At 68.5% G+C, this 17,170-nt stretch carries 17 protein-coding genes and 1 tRNA gene; 4 read left to right on the top strand and 14 right to left on the bottom strand.

What is annotated here, in order from left to right; genetic code table 11:
• Positions 1–132: 132 nt before the first annotated feature.
• The 9 genes from LRA89_RS08995 to LRA89_RS08955 all read right to left on the bottom strand — a co-directional run bounded on the left by LRA89_RS08995 (position 133) and on the right by LRA89_RS08955 (position 6,201).
• Positions 133–768, bottom strand: coding sequence for a tetratricopeptide repeat protein (locus tag LRA89_RS08995; protein ID WP_230769887.1), 636 nt, complete (start codon positions 766–768; stop codon positions 133–135).
• A complete protein-coding gene (locus LRA89_RS08990; protein ID WP_230769886.1) occupies positions 765–1,169 on the bottom strand; it encodes a cytochrome c-type biogenesis protein in 405 nt (134 codons plus the stop codon). Before LRA89_RS08990 ends, LRA89_RS08995 begins: the two co-directional genes overlap by 4 nt.
• Positions 1,166–1,690 (bottom strand): redoxin family protein, encoded by a 525-nt coding sequence (locus LRA89_RS08985; protein WP_230769885.1) that lies wholly within the window; start codon positions 1,688–1,690, stop codon positions 1,166–1,168. The genes LRA89_RS08990 and LRA89_RS08985 overlap by 4 nt, the downstream gene beginning before the upstream one ends.
• Positions 1,687–3,624, bottom strand: coding sequence for a heme lyase CcmF/NrfE family subunit (locus LRA89_RS08980; protein ID WP_230769884.1), 1,938 nt, complete (start codon positions 3,622–3,624; stop codon positions 1,687–1,689). Before LRA89_RS08980 ends, LRA89_RS08985 begins: the two co-directional genes overlap by 4 nt.
• On the bottom strand, positions 3,621–4,049 hold the full coding sequence (gene ccmE / locus LRA89_RS08975; protein WP_230769883.1) for a cytochrome c maturation protein CcmE: 429 nt from the start codon (positions 4,047–4,049) through the stop codon (positions 3,621–3,623). The genes LRA89_RS08980 and ccmE overlap by 4 nt, the downstream gene beginning before the upstream one ends.
• Complete coding sequence (gene ccmD, locus LRA89_RS08970; RefSeq protein ID WP_230769882.1) at positions 4,046–4,153, bottom strand: heme exporter protein CcmD; 108 nt, start codon at positions 4,151–4,153, stop codon at positions 4,046–4,048. The genes ccmE and ccmD overlap by 4 nt, the downstream gene beginning before the upstream one ends.
• Entirely contained in the window at positions 4,150–4,878 is a 729-nt protein-coding gene (gene ccmC / locus LRA89_RS08965) for a heme ABC transporter permease CcmC (protein WP_230769881.1), read from the bottom strand. The genes ccmD and ccmC overlap by 4 nt, the downstream gene beginning before the upstream one ends.
• Positions 4,879–5,048: 170 nt before the next feature.
• Positions 5,049–6,098, bottom strand: a complete 1,050-nt coding sequence (locus tag LRA89_RS08960; protein WP_230769880.1) for a Glu/Leu/Phe/Val family dehydrogenase — start codon at positions 6,096–6,098, stop codon at positions 5,049–5,051.
• A 26-nt stretch (positions 6,099–6,124) separates the two neighbouring features.
• Positions 6,125–6,201, bottom strand: a tRNA-His gene (locus LRA89_RS08955).
• A gap of 83 nt (positions 6,202–6,284) precedes the next feature.
• On the opposite strand from LRA89_RS08955, the gene LRA89_RS08950 reads away from it, so the two are divergent.
• Complete coding sequence (locus LRA89_RS08950; protein WP_056494727.1) at positions 6,285–6,953, top strand: prolyl hydroxylase family protein; 669 nt, start codon at positions 6,285–6,287, stop codon at positions 6,951–6,953.
• A gap of 102 nt (positions 6,954–7,055) precedes the next feature.
• On the opposite strand, the gene LRA89_RS08945 is transcribed toward LRA89_RS08950, so the two are convergent.
• A complete protein-coding gene (locus LRA89_RS08945) occupies positions 7,056–8,132 on the bottom strand; it encodes a mechanosensitive ion channel family protein (RefSeq protein ID WP_230769879.1) in 1,077 nt (358 codons plus the stop codon).
• A gap of 116 nt (positions 8,133–8,248) precedes the next feature.
• Here LRA89_RS08945 and gyrA point away from each other — a divergent pair, with 116 nt between their 5' ends.
• The 3 genes from gyrA to trmFO all read left to right on the top strand — a co-directional run bounded on the left by gyrA (position 8,249) and on the right by trmFO (position 12,829).
• Positions 8,249–11,038: a DNA gyrase subunit A gene (gyrA, locus tag LRA89_RS08940; RefSeq protein ID WP_268934906.1), complete on the top strand. Its 2,790-nt coding sequence runs from the start codon at positions 8,249–8,251 to the stop codon at positions 11,036–11,038.
• Positions 11,035–11,385, top strand: a complete 351-nt coding sequence (locus LRA89_RS08935) for a DUF952 domain-containing protein (protein WP_230769878.1) — start codon at positions 11,035–11,037, stop codon at positions 11,383–11,385. Before gyrA ends, LRA89_RS08935 begins: the two co-directional genes overlap by 4 nt.
• Positions 11,386–11,506: 121 nt before the next feature.
• Positions 11,507–12,829, top strand: coding sequence for a methylenetetrahydrofolate--tRNA-(uracil(54)-C(5))-methyltransferase (FADH(2)-oxidizing) TrmFO (gene trmFO, locus LRA89_RS08930; protein ID WP_230769877.1), 1,323 nt, complete (start codon positions 11,507–11,509; stop codon positions 12,827–12,829).
• Here trmFO and LRA89_RS08925 read toward each other — a convergent pair.
• The 4 genes from LRA89_RS08925 to LRA89_RS08910 are packed head-to-tail and all read right to left on the bottom strand — an operon-like array spanning position 12,816 to position 17,168.
• Positions 12,816–13,064, bottom strand: a complete 249-nt coding sequence (locus LRA89_RS08925; protein ID WP_230769876.1) for a DUF3325 family protein — start codon at positions 13,062–13,064, stop codon at positions 12,816–12,818. The two genes, trmFO and LRA89_RS08925, sit on opposite strands and share 14 nt — an antisense overlap.
• Entirely contained in the window at positions 13,061–14,647 is a 1,587-nt protein-coding gene (locus LRA89_RS08920) for a PepSY-associated TM helix domain-containing protein (protein ID WP_230769875.1), read from the bottom strand. The genes LRA89_RS08925 and LRA89_RS08920 overlap by 4 nt, the downstream gene beginning before the upstream one ends.
• A complete protein-coding gene (locus LRA89_RS08915; protein ID WP_230769874.1) occupies positions 14,644–14,958 on the bottom strand; it encodes a hypothetical protein in 315 nt (104 codons plus the stop codon). Before LRA89_RS08915 ends, LRA89_RS08920 begins: the two co-directional genes overlap by 4 nt.
• Positions 14,955–17,168 (bottom strand): TonB-dependent siderophore receptor, encoded by a 2,214-nt coding sequence (locus LRA89_RS08910; protein WP_230769873.1) that lies wholly within the window; start codon positions 17,166–17,168, stop codon positions 14,955–14,957. The genes LRA89_RS08915 and LRA89_RS08910 overlap by 4 nt, the downstream gene beginning before the upstream one ends.
• Positions 17,169–17,170: the final 2 nt, after the last annotated feature.

The following is a 17,170-nucleotide window of genomic DNA, read 5'->3' as shown; positions in this document are numbered from 1 at the left end:
CCGAACCGTCACCCCGGCGAAAGCTGGAGTCTCTCGCGGCTCGCGTCGCGCGATTGCTCCATGAGATCCCAGCCTTCGCTGGGATGACGTGTTTTACAAGGTTGTAACGAGACGGACAGGTCAGGAGCTGACCTACCGACCCTTCTGCATCGCCATCAGCCGGTCGAGCAACACCAGCCGCACCGCCAAATCCTCACGATAGCTGGCGTCGCGCCGTGTCCGCGCCAGTGACGCCAGCCATGCGCGCTTCGCACCGGGCAGGTCGCCGGTTTGCATCAGCGCCATGCCGTAATAGAAATACGGCGCGGGATGGTCCGGGGCGAGCGTCAGCCCGCGATCGAACGCGAGGCGGGCGGCGGGCGACAGGACCCGGCCGCCGTCGTGCGCGAGGATCGCGCTGCCGAGCCGGGTCCACAGCCGCGCGCTTTGCGGTGCGCCCTGCAACCCGCCGAGCAGCGCGCCGACCGCCGCCTCGTTCGCGCCCGATTTGGCAAGGCCGTCGGCGGCGACGGCATAGGCATAGTCGTAGGTGAAGCGGCCCCACATCGCGTCGCGCAGATCGTCGGCGGCGAGATCGTCGGGCAGGCGCGCGCGTGCCGCTTCGCGCGGGGCACCGGCGAGCGAAGGACGCCCCTGCCACGCATAGCCCGCCGCGCCCAGCATCAGCGCCGCGCCGACGAAGCTCCACAGCGGACGGCCGACGCGCAGGGCCGCTAGGATGGCGAAGACGCCGCCGCCGAGCGCAGCGAGGATCAGCCAGCCGCTCATCGCCGCCGCCGGAAACTGCGCGAGGCGAGCCAGCCGCCAAGCGCGACCAGCACGAGCGGCGCGATCCACAGCGGTCCGGTGGCGGACGACAGCGGCGGATCGTAGCTCACATAGTCGCCATAGCGTTCGATCAGCCAGTCGCGCACCGCGACCGGGCGGTCGCCCGCCGCGATGCGGCCACGGACCAGCGCGCGCATGTCGGCGGCCATGTCGGCATCGCTGTCGGCGATTGACTGGCCCTGACAGACGAGGCAGCGCAGCGTTTCCATCAGCGCCTTCGCCTCCGCCTCGCGCGCCGGATCGGGCAGTTGCGTGTCGGCGAGCGCGGGGGGCGGCACGCGCGACTGGGCGGCGGCGGGGCCGGCGATCAACAGCGCGACGGGGGCGAGGAAGCGGATCATTCGGCTTCCTTCAGTTTCGCAAGCAGGACCGGTACATCCTCGTCGCGGATCGCGCCGATATGCTGATGGGCGATGCGCCCCTGCCCGTCGATCACGAAGGTTTCGGGGACGCCCGACGATCCGAGTGCGAGCTGGACCGCGCTCGCCTTGTCGTCGCCGATCGCGGCATAGGGATCGCCATAGTCGGCGAGGAAGCGGGCGATCTCGGCGGGCGTGTCGCGGATGGCGATGGCGTCGATCGTCGCCCCGGCGGCGCGCAGTTTCGCCAGTTGCGGGGCTTCGGCGGCGCAGGGCACGCACCAGCTTGCGAACACGTTGAGCAGGCGGGGTTGCCCGCGCAGACCGGTGTTCGACAGGCCCGGCTTGCCGGGAACGGCGGGCGCGAGAGTGAAGGCGGGCAAGGGCTTGCCGATCAGGCGCGAGCGTACCTGGCCCTGCGGTCCGTGCGGCAGCGCCCACGCGAACAGCGCGGCCAGCACGACGAACGCCAGCAGCGGCACCCACAGGATGCGGCGAGTCATGCGTAACGCTCGCGCTGGACCGGGCGGCGGCGGCGGACACGGCCGATGAGCGACAACAGCCCGCCCAATGCGATCAGCCCGCCGCCGGCCCAGATGAGCGTCACGAACGGCTTCCACCACAGCCGGAGCTGTCGCCGCCCCGCCCCGTCGCCGCGCCCCAGTACGACATAGAGCTGGCCGTCGGCGAAGGTGGTGATCGCCGCCTCGCTCGTCTCGGTCGGGGGATTGGCGAAGAAGCGCTGTTCGGGGCGCAGCACGAACGGTGCCCCCTCCCCGCGCGTCGCGACCAGCCGGCCCTGCACCGCCGACCAGTTGGGGCCGACGACCGGCTTGATCCCGTCGAAGCGGATCGCGAACGGGCCGATCGCGGTGGTGATGCCGGGGCTGGCGGCGACGAGGCGTTCGGCGGTGAACGCGCTGTCGGCGGCCATGCCGGCAAGCGAGACCGCCACGCCGAAGTGCGCGACGACCATGCCCCAGGTGAACAGTGGCGTGCGCCACGGCACGCGGCCGACGATCGGCAGGACGCTGGCGACGGCGAGGCCGGCGGCGAGCGACAGGCCGAGCACCGGCAGCACGCCGGCATCAGTCGAGAAAATCAGCACGAGCAGCGTCAGCAGCGCGGCACCGCCGGGCAGCGCCATCCGTCGCGCGACCGCGCGGCCCTTGTCACGCCGCCAGCGCAGGCTGGGGCCGAGCGCGGTGGCGGCGACCAGCGCCAGCGCCACCGGCCCCGCCGCCTTGTTGAAGAACGGCGGGCCGACCGACAATTGCACCCCGAACGCCTGCGCCACCAGTGGATAAAGCGTCCCGATCAGCACGATGCCGAGGATGACCGACAGCAGCAGGTTGTTGAGAACGAGTGCGCCTTCGCGGCTGACGGGGTCGAAGAGCGTCCCCTGCCGCACCGTGCCGATGCGTGCCCCGAACAGCGCCAGCGCGCCACCAATGTAGAGCAGCAACAGCGCGAGGATGAAGCTGCCCCGGCTCGGATCGACCGCAAAGGCATGGACGCTGGTCAGGATACCCGAGCGGACGAGGAAGGTGCCGACCATCGACATCGAGAAGGCGACGACCGCCAGCATGATCGTCCATGCACGCAGGCCATCGCGGGTCGCCAGCACCGTCACCGAATGAAGCAGCGCGGTGGCGGCGAGCCACGGCATCAGCGAGGCGTTCTCGACCGGGTCCCAGAACCACCAGCCGCCCCAGCCCAGCTCATAATAGGCCCAGTAGCTGCCCGCGGTGATGCCGATCGTCAGGAATACCCATGCGCCGAGCACCCATGGCCGCATCGCGCGCGCGAAATCGCGGCCGACGTCGCGCGTCACCAGCGCGCCGATCGCGAAGGAGAAGGCGACCGACAGCCCGACATAGCCGAGGTAGAGCGTCGGCGGGTGGAAGGCGAGGCCGGGGTCCTGCAACAATGGGTTCAGCCCCAGCCCTTCCGGCGCGGCGGGCGACAGCCGGGCGAACGGGTTGGAGGCGAACAGCAGGAACGCATAGAAGCCGAGCGCGATCGCCGCCTGCCCGCCCAAGGTCGCGACATGGGTGCGCACCGCCAGCAGCCGTTCGAACAGCGCGATGCCGCCGCCCGCCAGCGCCAGCACCGTCACCCACAGCAGCATCGACCCTTCATGATTGCCCCATGTCGCGGCGATCTTGTAGAGCATCGGCTTGGCGGTGTGGCTGTTCTCGGCGACCAGCAGCACCGACAAGTCGGTGCGCGCGAAGACGGCGAGGAGCGCGGCGAAGGCTCCGGCGGCAAGCAGCGCCTGCACCATCGCCACCGGGCGGACGGCGGCGAGGAGCTGCGCCGCGATCGGTGGCGGATCGTCATGACGCGCCGAGAGGCCGATCGCCGCCATCGCCAGTTGCAGCAGCGCCATCGCCGCCGCCAGCCACAGCGCGGCGAGGCCGGCCTCGGCGATCATCGCTTCAGGCTTTCGGTCTTGTGCATCGCGCCGGCGGCCTGCGGCGGCATGTAGCGCTCGTCATGCTTGGCCAGCAGATTGTCGGCGACGAAGCCGCCGCCGGCGACGAAGCGCCCCTCGGCGACCACGCCCGATCCTTCACGGAACAGGTCCGGCGCGATACCGGCGAAGCGGACCGGGATCGATGCCGTGCCGTCGGTGACGGTGAAGGTAATCGTGACCCCGTCGGCGGCATGGGCGACCGATCCGGCGGCGACCATGCCACCCAGCCGCACCGGCTTGTCGATCGGCGCGGCCTTCGCATCGGCGGGGGCGTAGAAGAAGGCGGCTTCCTCGCCCAGCGCCGACATGGCGAGCAGCACCGCGCCGACGACCGCGACGATGGCGAGGACGACGAGCATCAGCCGCTGGTTCTTGGCCCTCACGGCCGCTCCGCGCGGCGCATCGCAATCCATGAGGTGACGGCGAGCACAGCGAGCGCGCCGACGCCCAGCCCATAGGCGGCGAGGATGAACGGCCAGTGGTTCACGGCATCGCCGCCCGCCGGCGCAGCCGCGCCTCGGCCTTGATCCGGGCGAGGTCGGTGCGCATCCGCATCAGCACGATCGCGCCGAACAACAGGCTCGCCCCGCCGGCGGTGAAGCCCAGCGGCCACAGGATCGCCGGATCGATCGTCGATTTGGTCAGCGTGATGCTCGGCCCCTGATGCAGCGTGTTCCACCACAGCACCGAATAGCGGATGACCGGCAGCAGCGCGGTGCCGGCGATGCCGAACAGCGCGGGGATGCGCCCGTCGCCATCGCGCTCGGCATCGGCGCGGGCGAGCGCGAGATAGGCGAGATAGACGAAGAACAGCAGCAGCATCGAGGTCAGCCGCCCATCCCATTGCCACCACGTCCCCCATGTCGGCCGGCCCCAGATCGATCCGGTGGCAAGGCAGACGGCGGCGAACACCGCGCCGGGCAGCGCGATGGCGCGCGCGGCGACATTGGCCAGCGGATGGCGCCACACCAGATAGACGATGCTGGCGATGGCAAGGCCCGACCAGCCGCCCATCCCCAGCCATGCGGCGGGGACGTGGATGTAGAGGATGCGGACGCTTTCGCCCTGTAGATAGTCGGGCGGCGTCTGCGTCAGCCCCGCCCAGCAACCGATCGCGAACAGCACCGCCCCGCCCCACAGCAGCAGCGGCGTCAGCGGCTTCGCGATCGACAGGAACCGTCGGGGATTGGCAAGGGCGTGGAGGCTGGACACGGTCGTCGCCTGTCTAGGGCGCGGGGACGTGGAGGGCAATGGGATGCGCGACTTGTCTCTCACTCGTCATTCCCGCGCAGGCGGGAATCCATAGACGCCGACGTTGCGCTTCTATCGAATGCGCTGCGTGTATGGATTCCTGCCTTCGCGGGAATGACGAAGTGGGGGGCTCAGCCCCGACCGATCAGCCGCTTGGCGATGCTGTCGGCGACTTCGGCGTTGGAGCGGCCGGTGGCGTCGCTCTCGTCCCATACCTCGACCAGCCGGTCGGGGATGCGGGCGATGCGCGCCTCGACCTCGGCACGGTCGCCGTGGCCGAGATATTCGAGCGCGACGTTGATGATGCCGCCGGCGTTGATGACGTAATCGGGCGCATAGAGGATGCCGCGCTCCTGCAACCGGACACCGTCCGCCGCCGTCGCGAGCTGGTTGTTGGCGCCGCCCGCCACCGCCTTCGCCTTCAGCGACGCGATCGTCGCGGCGTCGAGCACCGCGCCCAGCGCATTGGGGCTGACGATGTCGGCGTCGATGGTCAGGACGCCCGCCGGATCGGCGGTCGCCGCGCCCAGTTCGCTCGCCAGCGCCTCGGCCTTCGCCTCGTTCACGTCGGCCAGCGTCAGCACCGCGCCGTCCTTCGCCAGCAGCCGGGCAAGCCCGCCGCCGACCGAGCCCACGCCCTGGATCGCGACTCGCACGCCGCGCATCTCGTCGCTGCCCAGCGCACGCTTCGCCGCCGCGCGGACGCCGAGATACACGCCCATGGCGGTGAACGGCCCCGGATCGCCGCCGGCATTGCCCGCCGCGACCGGCAGGCCGGAGACGTACTTGGTGGCACCCGAAATGGTAATCATGTCGGCTTCGGACATGCCGACGTCCTCGGCGGTGACGTAGCGCCCGCCGAGCGATTCGACCGCGCGGCCGAACGCGGCGAGCAGTTCGGGGGTCTTGGCCGCACCCTCGGGCGCCAGCACCACGCCCTTGCCGCCGCCCATCGGCAGCCCGGCCATCGCGTTCTTGAAGCTCATGCCGCGCGACAGGCGCAGCGCGTCGGTGATCGCCGCACCGCTGTCGGCATAACGCCAGAAGCGCACGCCGCCCGCCGCCGGGCCGAGCGCAGTCGAATGCACCGCGATGACGCAGCGCAGGCCGGTGACATGATCGGAGAAGAGATGAACGCCCTCGTGGTCGTCGAAGTCGGGATAGCCCCAATCGGTCTGCACGGCGCGGTTCCAGCTCTGAGAAAGGATGGGGCGACCGACGGGACTTGAACCCGCAACTTCCGGCATCACAAGCCGGCGCTCTAACCAATTGAACTACGGTCGCCGTGAGAAGGGCGCGCTTAGCGGGGAGAAACGCGGTGGTCAAGCGGTGGCGTGCGGCGAAACGATCTGGCAGGAGCGGCGGCGATGGAAGCACATCCCGCCCCCCGCCCCGGCTTCGGTTCGGGTTTTCCGGCCGAGCCGGTGATCGACCATATGCTGGCGCAGGCCGGCGTGCAGCGCGTGCCAAGCCCTAAGCTGACGCTGTTCATCCGCCGGGCGATGGTGCCGCCTGAGCTGTGTGCCGCACTGATCGAGCGAATCGATGCGAAGCGCCGCCCCTCGACCATCGCCGACGCGAACGGCGACCCGACGTTTCGTACCAGCGAAACCTGCGATCTCGATTCGAGCGATCCAGTCGTCGCGGCGGCCGAGGCGCTAATCCACGGGTTCAGCGGGCTCGACCCGGCGCATGGCGAGCCGCTCCAAGGGCAACGCTATGCGGTGGGGCAGGAGTTCAAGGCACATACCGATTATTTCGATCCGCAGGGCCGCGACTTCGCGCGCTACTGCTCGGTCGCGGGGCAGCGGACGTGGACGGTGATGCTCTATCTGAACGAACCCGGTGCGGGCGGGGCCACGCGGTTCAAGGGCATCGACAAGATCGTCCAGCCCGAGACGGGCAAGCTGCTGGCGTGGAACAACCTACGCAGCGACGGGACGCCGAACCCGGCGACGCTGCATCATGGGATGAAGGTGCGCGAAGGCGCGAAATATGTACTGACGAAGTGGTTTCGCGAGCGGGTTTGGGGGTGAGGCACCGCTAGCCCCTCCCTGACAGGGAGGGGTTGGGGTGGGTCGGTCCGTGACGAAACGGAGCGCCCGCCACGACCCTACCCACCCCCGGCCCCTCCCTTGTCAGGGAGGGGAGTTGGTTGCGTCCTCCATCACCAACCGCCGCCTGGGCAGCGCCTCGGGCATCTCGTCGCGGATATAGGCCAGCATTCCTTCACGCAGCGAGCAGCGCAGGTCGAAGGCGCGGGCGGCGTCCGAGGCGGTGGCGAGGATGCGGACCTCGATCGCGTCGGGCTTGGTATCGGTCACTTGCAGGACGTGGGCGCGACCGTCCCACAGCGGATCGGCCTGCACCAGTTCCTCGAACTTCGCGCGCAGGCGAGGGATGTTGACGGTCGGGTCGAGCCAGAAGAACGCCGATCCGAGCAACCCGCTGGTGGTGCGCGTCCAGTTCTGGAAACTCGATTCGAGGAATTTCGATACCGGCACCACCAGCCGCCGTTCGTCCCACAGCCGGACGACGACATAGGTCAGGCGGATTTCCTCGATCCGGCCCCATTCGTTTTCGATGATGACCACGTCGTCGATGCGGATCGGTTCGGTGAACGCCATCTGCACGCCGGCGATGATGTTCTTGAGCGCGGGCTGCGCGGCGGCACCGACCGCGAGGCCAGCGAGACCCGCCGACGCCATCAGCGTGACGCCGATCGAGCGGATGCTGGGGATCGACAACAGCATCAGGCAGACGGTGATGAAGCCGATCGCGATGATCGCGATCCGGCCGAGGATCGCGCTGCGCGTCCGCCGCCGCCTTGCGCGCAGATTGTCGGCGACGGTGATGTCGGTCGCGATCTCGATCGCCGTGACCGAGGCGCGGATCATCGCGATCGCGAACCAGCCCATCAGCAGCGGTACGATCAGCCCCGCGCCCTGCGTCCACAGATCGTCCCACCGGTCGGGCAGGCGCAGCGGACGGCGGACGCTGGCCAGCGCCATCGCGACGAGGATCCAGCGCATCGGCCGCCACGCATGGTCGACATAGGTGTCGTCGACCGACCCCGGCGTGCGCGCGGCAAAGCGGCGCAGCACGCGAAAGGCGACGGCGTGGAGCAACAACGCGGCGATCACCGCGACGGCGATCGTCGTCAGATCGACGGCGGCGGGCGGCAGGTCGCGCAGCAGGCGTTGGAAATCGCGCATCCCCCGCCAACCGCCCGCGCCGCGCCATGTTCCCGGTTTCGCCCGTGATGCTTGGCTTTCGCTGGCTGACCGGCTAGGCTGCCATGCAATCGAAACATTCCCCGAAAGCCTGTAAATTGACCGAAGCGACGCTGCTCGCCGACCCCTCCGATATTGCTCCCATTTCGATCGTCGAGGAGATGCGGTCGAGCTATCTCGACTATGCCATGAGCGTGATCGTGGCGCGGGCGCTGCCCGACGTGCGCGACGGGTTGAAGCCCGTTCACCGCCGCATCCTGTTCTCCGCGCAGGAAAGCGGCTTCGTGCCGGGCAAGGCGTACCGCAAATCGGCGCGCATCGTCGGCGACGTGATGGGTAAATATCACCCGCACGGCGACAGCGCGATCTATGAGGCGCTGGCGCGCATGGCGCAGCCATGGTCGATGCGGCTGCCGCTGATCGACGGTCAGGGCAATTTCGGATCGATGGACCCCGATCCGCCCGCCGCGATGCGCTATACCGAGGCGCGCCTCGCCAAGTCGGCGATGGCGCTGCTCGACGATCTCGACAAGGATACCGTCGATTTCGTGCCGAACTACGACGGATCGGAACGCGAGCCCGCCGTGCTGCCGGCGCGCTTCCCCAATCTGCTGGTCAACGGCGCGGGCGGCATCGCCGTTGGCATGGCGACCAACATTCCGCCGCACAATCTGGGCGAGGTGGTCGACGCCTGTCTTGCCACGATCGACCGGCGCGTGGAGGGCGGCGAGCCGCTGACGCATGAGGAACTGTGCGAGATCGTCCCCGGACCGGACTTCCCTACGGGCGCGCTGATGCTCGGCCGGGCGGGCGCGCGCGCGGCCTATGCCGGCGGGCGCGGATCGGTGATCCTGCGCTCGCGTCACACCGTCGAGGCGCGCGGCGAGCGCCGCTCGATCGTGCTGACCGAAATCCCGTTCCAGGTCGGCAAATCGGGGCTGGTCGAAAAGATCGCCGAGGCTGCCAAGGACAAGCGGATCGAGGGCGTCAGCGACATTCGCGACGAATCGAACCGCGAAGGCGTGCGGATCGTGATCGACCTGAAGCGCGACGCGACCCCCGACGTGGTGCTCAACCAGTTGTGGCGGCACACTCCGGCGCAGTCGAGCTTCGCCGCCAACATGCTGGCCATTCGCGGCGGGCGGCCCGAACTGCTCAACCTTGGCGAGATCATCGACGCCTTCGTCGGCTTCCGCGAGGAGGTCATCACCCGGCGATCGAAGTATGAACTGGCCAAGGCGCGCGACCGGGCGCATCTGTTGCTCGGCCTCGTCATCGCCGTCACCAACCTCGACGAAGTGGTGCGGATGATCCGCGGATCGGCAAGCCCTGCCGCCGCGCGCGCCGCGCTGCTGACGCGCGAATGGCCGGTCGCCGAGATCGCGCCCTATCTGAAGCTGGTCGAGGCGGTCGAGGCCGATCACGTCGGCGACTATTACCGGCTGTCCGACCTTCAGGTCCGTGCGATCCTCGACCTGCGGCTCCACCGCCTGACCGCGCTGGGCCGCGACGAGATCGGCGACGAGCTGAAGGAACTGGCCGGTTCGATCACCCATCTGCTCGACATCCTCGCCGACCGCGCCAAGCTGTATGCGGTGATGCGGCAGGAACTGGTCGAGGTCCGCGCCGAATTCGCGACGCCGCGGCGGACCGAGATCGCCGGTGCCGCCGACGGCATCGAGGACGAGGACCTGATCGAGCGCGAGGAGATGGTCGTCACCGTGACGGTGCAGGGCTATATCAAGCGCACGCCGCTCGACGCCTTCCGCGCGCAGAAACGTGGTGGCAAGGGCCGCGCCGGCATGGCGACCAAGGACGAGGATGCGATCACCAACCTGTTCGTGACGAGCACCCACACGCCGGTCCTGTTCTTCTCGACCGCCGGCAAGGTGTATCGCATGAAGGTGTGGCGTCTGCCCGAAGGCGGACCGGCGACGCGCGGGCGGCCGATGGTCAACCTGCTGCCGCTGGCGGCGGGCGAGACGATCTCGACCGTGTTGCCGCTGCCCGAGGACGAGGAGCGCTGGGCCGACCTGCACGTCATGTTCGCGACTGCCAACGGCACGGTGCGGCGCAATTCGATGGATGCCTTCGCCAACATCCCCACGGCGGGCAAGATCGCGATGCGGTTCGAGGATGACAGCCCAGACCGGCTGATCGGCGTCGCGCTGCTGACCGAAACCGACGACGTGCTGCTGGCGACGCGGGCGGGCAAGGCGATCCGCTTCGCCGCCACCGACGTGCGCGAGTTCCAGAGCCGCACCTCTACGGGCGTGCGCGGCATCAATCTCGCAAGCGGCGACGAGGTGATCTCGCTGTCGATCCTCGGCGGGTTCGACGCGACGTCCGAGGAGCGCGAGCAATATCTCAAGGCTGCCCCCTGGAAGGAAGGCGACCGCGAGGTGACGCTCGACGCCGACCGCATGGCGGCGTTCGAGGCGGCGGAGGAGTTCATCCTCACCGTCACCGCCAACGGTTTCGGCAAGCGCACCTCGGCCTATGAATATCGCCGGACCAATCGCGGGGGTCAGGGGATCACCAACATCGTCACCTCCGATCGCAACGGTCCGGTGGTGGCGAGCTTCCCGGCGCATAACGGCGAGCAACTGATGCTCGTGACCGATCAGGCCAAGCTGATCCGCACCACCGTCGGCGACATCCGCGTGGCGGGGCGCAATACGCAGGGGATCACCATCTTCCGCGTCGGGATGGGCGAACAGGTCGTCTCCGCCGCCAAGATCGACGAGGGCGAAACTCCGGAGAATCCGGCGGAAGCGATGATCGCCGAGGAAGTGGCGGCGGCGCCGGGCATCGCGCCCGGGGACGGCATCATGCTCGACGACGGCACCGGCCCGGACACGATCAGCGAAGGCGATGTCGAGGAATGAGTCACCCCGCGACCGCCTACAAGGTGCTGACCGCCGGCCAGATGGCGGCGCTGGAGGCCGACGGCAGCTTTGCCGGCGCGCCGGTCGATCTGGCCGACGGCTATATACATCTGTCGACCTTTGCCCAGTTGACCGAGACGGTCGATAAGCACTTCGCGGGGCAGAATGCGTTGCATGTTGCCGAGGTCGATCTCGACGCGCTGGGTGACGCGGTGAAGTGGGAACCCTCGCGCGGCGGGCAGTTGTTTCCGCACCTGTATGCGCCGCTGCCGCTGGATGTCGTGGTGGCCTATGGGCCGCTGCACCGCGATGAGAACGGACGGGTGCAGCGGCCGGTGACGGGCTAAGGCTCGATACTCCCCTCTTTGGTCAGGGAGGGGAGGACGATAGGCGCGTAGGGACGCTAATCCAGTCCGGCCGGCCGATCGTTCATTGCCCGTTACGGTCCGACGCCCTAAGCGCATTGCCATGCAATATGACGTACATATCATCGGCGGCGGCCTCGCCGGGTCCGAAGCGGCGTGGCAGTTGGCGCAGGCCGGGGCGAAGGTCCGCCTGTCGGAAATGCGTGGTGGCGGCGATACCACGCCCGCGCATCAGGGGGATTCGCTGGCCGAGCTGGTGTGTTCGAACAGCTTCCGCTCGGACGATGCCGAATCGAATGCGGTCGGGCTGCTCCATTCGGAGATGCGCGCGCTGGGGTCGCTCATCATGGCCAAGGGCGACGAATACAAGGTGCCCGCCGGATCGGCGCTGGCAGTCGACCGCGACGGGTTTTCGGCCGGGGTGACGGCGGCGCTCGCCGCGCATCCCAATATCACCATCGTGCGCGAACGGGTCGACACGCTGCCCGAACAGGGCATGACGATCGTCGCCACCGGGCCGCTGACCGCCCCTGCCCTTGCCGGCGACATCGGCGGGGCGACCGGCGCGGAGGCGCTCGCCTTCTTCGATGCGATCGCGCCGATCGTCCATTTCGAGTCGATCGACATGGAGCAGGCGTGGTTCCAGAGCCGCTGGAACAAGGGCGACGGCAAAGACTACATCAACTGCGCGATGAACCGCGAGCAGTATGAGGCCTTCCATGCCGGGCTGATGGCCGGCGAAAAGGCCGAGTTCCGCGAATGGGAGAACGTGCCCTATTTCGAGGGCTGCATGCCGATCGAGGTGATGGCCGAGCGCGGGCTCGATACGCTGCGCTTCGGGCCGATGAAGCCGGTCGGCCTCGACGATCCGCGCACCGGGCGCTGGCCGCACGCGGTCGTGCAGTTGCGGCAGGACAATGCGTCGGCCACACTGTGGAACATCGTCGGCTTCCAGACCAAGCTGAAACATGGCGAGCAGGTTCGGTTGTTCCGCACTATTCCCGGCCTCGAGAATGCCGAGTTCGCGCGGCTGGGCGGCTTGCACCGTAACACCTTCATCCGCTCGCCCGAACTGCTCGACCCGACACTGCGGTTGAAGGCGCGGCCGCATCTGCGCTTCGCCGGGCAGATGACCGGGTGCGAGGGTTATGTCGAAAGCGCGGCGGTCGGGCTGATGGCCGGGCGGTTCGCCGCCGCCGAACTGGCCGGGCGCGAGCTTGGGAGCCCGCCGGTCGAGACGGCGCTCGGCGCGCTGCTACATCACATCACCGGCGCGGCGGTGGCGGAGACGTATCAGCCGATGAACGTCAATTTCGGGCTGATGCCGCCGATCCCCGGTCGCACCAAGAAGGCCGACCGCAAGAAGCTGTACACCGCCCGCGCGCGCGACGCCTTCGCCGACTGGCGGGCGCTCACCGCCGCGTGAGGTTGAGCGCGAGCAGGTTCGCGCCTGCCGCAAGCATCAGCAGCCCCATGCCGCCGATAGCGCCATAGACCGGCCCCCATGCGCCGAACGCGGCGGCGAGCGACAGCGCGATCAGCGCCCAACCCGCCGGCCGCCGCCACTGGCGCGTGCCGCCCAGCCGGTCGCCGTGACGGTGGGTGGCGAGCGCCAGCAGCGCGAAGCCGGCGAGTGCGGCGAGCAATGCGACGATCATCATTCGGCCGGTGCCCATGCGTCGGAGGAAATGGCAGGCGCGCTACGCACCCGTTTCGGTTTCGGGCGGAAGCGATGCACCCGCCATGCGGCGAAGCCGAAGCCAGCGCCCAGCGCCACGAAGGTCAGGTCGGCCCCGGCCAGCACCCAGTCGCCGCGCGCGATGCTGGCGAACAGGCCGGTCGGCAGCAGGGCGATATTGTACAGCGGCAGCGCGATCAGCAATCCCGCCTGTAGCGCCAGCAGTTCGACCCACGCCCGCGCCGGCCGCCGGGTGAGCGCATAGGCGAACAGGATCGCCCAGCCGGCGAACATCGCGTTGATCTCACCGTCGGCGCGCTTGGCCATGTCGACCGGCAGCAGCCGGTTGGCCCATAGATACAGCGTCATCGCGATGGGGAAACCGGCGACGAAGCCGATGTTCAGCCGCTCGACCAGCCGGAAACCGAACGGCGCGCGGGCGGGATCGGGCAGCCGCTCGCGCCGCTTGACCGTCCACAGGACGAGTCCGCTGGCGACCATCAGCGACCCCGCGATCCCGCACAGGAAATACAGCCAGCGCAGCGGATAATCGCCGAACCGCCCGGCGTGGAGGCCGACCATCGCCCCCTGCGTCACCACCGCGCCATTGGGGGCCGGGGCCTGCCACAACAGCCGGCCGGTCGTCCCGTCATAGCCGATCGCCGGGGCGCGCGCCGACAGCATCGACGTGCCGCCGCGCGTCATCGTCACCCGCGCCGCCGCGTCGCCGGGATTGAACACGGTGACATAGCCGACCTCGCCGCCCAGCCGCCGCTCGCCATCCTTGAGCAATACCGCCAGATCGACCAGCGGCTTCGCAACCTTTGCCCGTTCGGCGACCGGGGCCTGCGGGAATACGTCGGCGAACAGCTTGGCCTCGTCGCTGTAATTGGCGGTGACGGCCCATGGCATCAGCATCGCCATCAGCGTGACGAGGCCGGTGTAGGTAATCATCAGGTGGAACGGCAGCGCCAGCACGGCGCTGGCGTTATGGCCGTCGAGCCATGATCGCTGCCCCTTGCCGCGTCGCAGCGTGAAGAAATCCTTGAAGATCTTCTTGTGCGTCACGATCCCGGTCAGGATCGCGACCAGCATGAACATCGCGGCGATGCCGACGATCCAGCGCGCCCAGAACACCGGCATATAGTGCAGGTCGAAATGGAAACGGTAGAAGAAGTCGCCGCCGCGCGTCTCGCGGGCGGTGCCCTCAACGCCGTCCGCCCCGATGAAGGCGCTGGTGTCGCGCCGGCCGCGGCGGCGTTGCTTGCCCTCGCCTTCCTTGGCGGCTGGCACCCAAAACACGCTTGCCCCCGCGCTGTCGCGGGTCGGCACGGTGATGAACCAGCTTTGCGCGTCGGGGGCTTTGCGCTGAAGCACGGCGGCCGCGCTGCTCACGACCTGCGCCGGATCGGCGATCTGCGTCAGTTCGGGCCGGGCCCAGCGGTTGAGCGCCTCGCGCCAATAGGCCGAGGTGCCGGCTACGAACACCGCGAACAGCACCCAGCCGAGCAGCAGCCCCGACCAGGTATGGAGCGTCGATTGCGACTGGCGGAACCCCTTGCTCACAGCCGTCCTCCGATCGCGATCGAACCCCAGGTGATTGCCGCCGCGACTCCGCCCAAAACGCACAACGTCCACAGCGCCCGCCAGCCGCTGCGCGCGGCATAGGCCCACATCACCGCCGCCGCGCACAGCACGAACGCGATCAGCGTCGCGGTGATGGTCGCCGCCGATCGTTCACCGGGCAGGATGCGGGCGAGCGCCATCGCCCACAGGCTGGCGACGCCATAGCCGACCGGCATCGCCGCGACGATCCGCAGCAGATTGTCGATCCCCCGCCGCCACAGGATGTGGCGTGCCTGCCCGGCGCTCGTCACAGGCCGACGCGCACGCTGGCGAACACGGTGCGCGGCGTCCCGTAATAATTGCCACGCCCGGTCGACGAGATGCGCGCGTAATACTCACGATCGAACAGGTTGTTGACGTTCACCGCCAGCGTCACCTTGTCGTTGATCGCATAGCCGGCGCGCAGGTCGGCGACGGCATAGGCCCCCTGCCGCACGATCGTCGACGGGCGGAACGAACCGTTGGCATTGGTGCCCGCCGCCGTGCCGCTCCATGTTTTGTCGAACCACGTCACGCCCGCACCGACGCTGGCCCCAGCCAGCGGTCCGTCGACCGGGGCGTAGTTGGTGAACAGCTTGACCATATGTTCGGGGATCACCGGCAGCAGGCTGAGGCCCTCCAACGTGGTGTTGGCATCCTCCAGATATTTGGTGCGGGTGAAGCTGTAGCCGCCGTTGATCCGCCAGCCCGGCAGGATCTCGCCGCTCGCTTCCGCCTCGATCCCGCGCGCGCGGACCTTGCCGATCTGATAGACGACGTCGATCAGATTGGGGTCGTTGAACAGGCGGTTGTCCTGCGTGATCTGATAGACGGCGGTCGAAAGCAACAGTCGGTCGTTCATCAGCGACAGCTTGGTTCCCGCTTCATATTGCGCGCCCATCAACGGCTCGATCGCCTCGCCGTCGGGGCGGAAGCGGCCAGCGGGCGGCGGCTGCGGGGTGAAGCTGTCGGCGTAGCTCGCATAGACGTTCAACTGCGGCGTGACGTCCCACACCACCCCGGCATAGGGAGTGAAGCGCCCGTCGAAGCTGTAGGTCGAAGGAAGGCCCCGTACAAGCTGTGCCGAGGTCGTGACATTGGTCGTGTCCCACCACGTCATTCGCCCGCCGCCGACGAGCGTCAGCCCCTTGAGCAAGTTGAGGCGCGTCTGACCATAGATGCCATATTGTTCGGTTTCTGCATCGCTTCCGCCGACGACCTTGCCCGTCGCCAGCGCATAGGGATCGAGATCGGGTTCGGCGGGCGACACCGGATTATACACGTTGATCTGGGCATAATTCGACCGCCGCGAAAAGGCGGAGGTGGTCGACAGCGCCTGATAATCGACTCCGAGGATCAGCGTATGCTCGCGCCCGAACGCCGGGAAGCTGCCCACCCCGTTGAAGTCGAACGAGCGGGTCTGCATCGTGCTGTCGCCGCGATAGGCGATGTGGCTGGTCACGCCGTTGGTCGCGGTGACCGGCTGGTTGCCGATATAGCTGTAGATGTCGATGCGATCGACGTCGGTGAGCAGGCCGGTGGCGCGCAGCGTCCAGCGGTCGCTGATCCGGTGCGCGACCTCGACGAAGCCCGACCAGCTTTCCGAACGGAAGCGGTTCCAGTCGGCGCCGAGATAGGTCGAGCGGTCGATGTCGAGCAACTGCCCGTCGCTGCCATCAGCCCCGCCGATGATGCCGGGCAGGCCCGACTGGATCGCCGGCTTGAACAGCTCGTAATTGCCGCCGACGGTGATCGTCGTGTTCTCGCCGATCCGCGTATCCGCCACGCCGAACGCGCCGACGCGATAGCGGTGCGCCACGTCGAAGAACTGGTCCTGATCGTGGATGAACGCGCCCAGCCGCAACCCCGAGCGGTCGTCGAGCGGTGTGGACACGTCCACCTCGCCCCGGAAGTTATTATAGCTGCCATAGCCGGCCAACGCGCTTACCCGGAGATCATCGAACGGACGCTTGCGCACCAGATTGATGCTCCCCGCCGGATTGCCGGCACCGCTGAACAGCCCCGCCGGCCCACGCAGCACCTCCACCCGGTCGTATAGGAACAGGTCGGGGACGACGGCAGGAAAGCCGAAGCCGAGCGTCGGCACGCCGTCGACCAGATAATTGTTGATGGTGAAGCCGCGCGACAGGAACGACGGGTCCTCGCTGCCGACGCCGGTGATCGTCACGCCGTTGGTGACGGTCAGCACGTCCTCAAGGGTGAACAGGTTGCGCTGCTGCAACTGTTCCTGATCGATCACGGTGATGGTGTTGGGCACGTCCTTGAGCGGCGTGACCGTTTTCCCGACCGCTTGGCCATAGCTCTTGCCCAGAACGATAATATCGTCGCCGCGCTGCGCCGCTTCCTCATCGGTTTCCGCCTCCGCCGTGGCCTCGACCACCGGTTCGGCCCATGCCGGGGCCGCCAGCGCCAGCGTGGCCACACTCGCGGCCCATGCCGTCGATCGGTTCCAACGCGCCATCA

Source organism: Sphingomonas sp. Leaf4 (assembly GCF_920939515.1).
Taxonomy (GTDB): domain Bacteria; phylum Pseudomonadota; class Alphaproteobacteria; order Sphingomonadales; family Sphingomonadaceae; genus Sphingomonas.
This window is presented reverse-complemented; position numbering and strand designations above follow the sequence as displayed.

Bases quoted from the DNA above. Each gene is read 5' to 3' on its own strand.
- LRA89_RS08980 (WP_230769884.1), bottom strand. From the start codon at position 3,624: ATGATCGCCGAGGCCGGCCTCGCCGCGCTGTGGCTGGCGGCGGCGATG.
- LRA89_RS08995 (WP_230769887.1), bottom strand. From the start codon at position 768: ATGAGCGGCTGGCTGATCCTCGCTGCGCTCGGCGGCGGCGTCTTCGCC.
- LRA89_RS08985 (WP_230769885.1), bottom strand. From the start codon at position 1,690: ATGACTCGCCGCATCCTGTGGGTGCCGCTGCTGGCGTTCGTCGTGCTG.
- LRA89_RS08925 (WP_230769876.1), bottom strand. From the start codon at position 13,064: ATGATGATCGTCGCATTGCTCGCCGCACTCGCCGGCTTCGCGCTGCTG.
- LRA89_RS08945 (WP_230769879.1), bottom strand. From the start codon at position 8,132: ATGCGCGATTTCCAACGCCTGCTGCGCGACCTGCCGCCCGCCGCCGTC.
- LRA89_RS08990 (WP_230769886.1), bottom strand. From the start codon at position 1,169: ATGATCCGCTTCCTCGCCCCCGTCGCGCTGTTGATCGCCGGCCCCGCC.
- LRA89_RS08935 (WP_230769878.1), top strand. From the start codon at position 11,035: ATGAGTCACCCCGCGACCGCCTACAAGGTGCTGACCGCCGGCCAGATG.
- trmFO (WP_230769877.1), top strand. From the start codon at position 11,507: ATGCAATATGACGTACATATCATCGGCGGCGGCCTCGCCGGGTCCGAA.
- LRA89_RS08910 (WP_230769873.1), bottom strand. From the start codon at position 17,168: ATGGCGCGTTGGAACCGATCGACGGCATGGGCCGCGAGTGTGGCCACG.
- LRA89_RS08950 (WP_056494727.1), top strand. From the start codon at position 6,285: ATGGAAGCACATCCCGCCCCCCGCCCCGGCTTCGGTTCGGGTTTTCCG.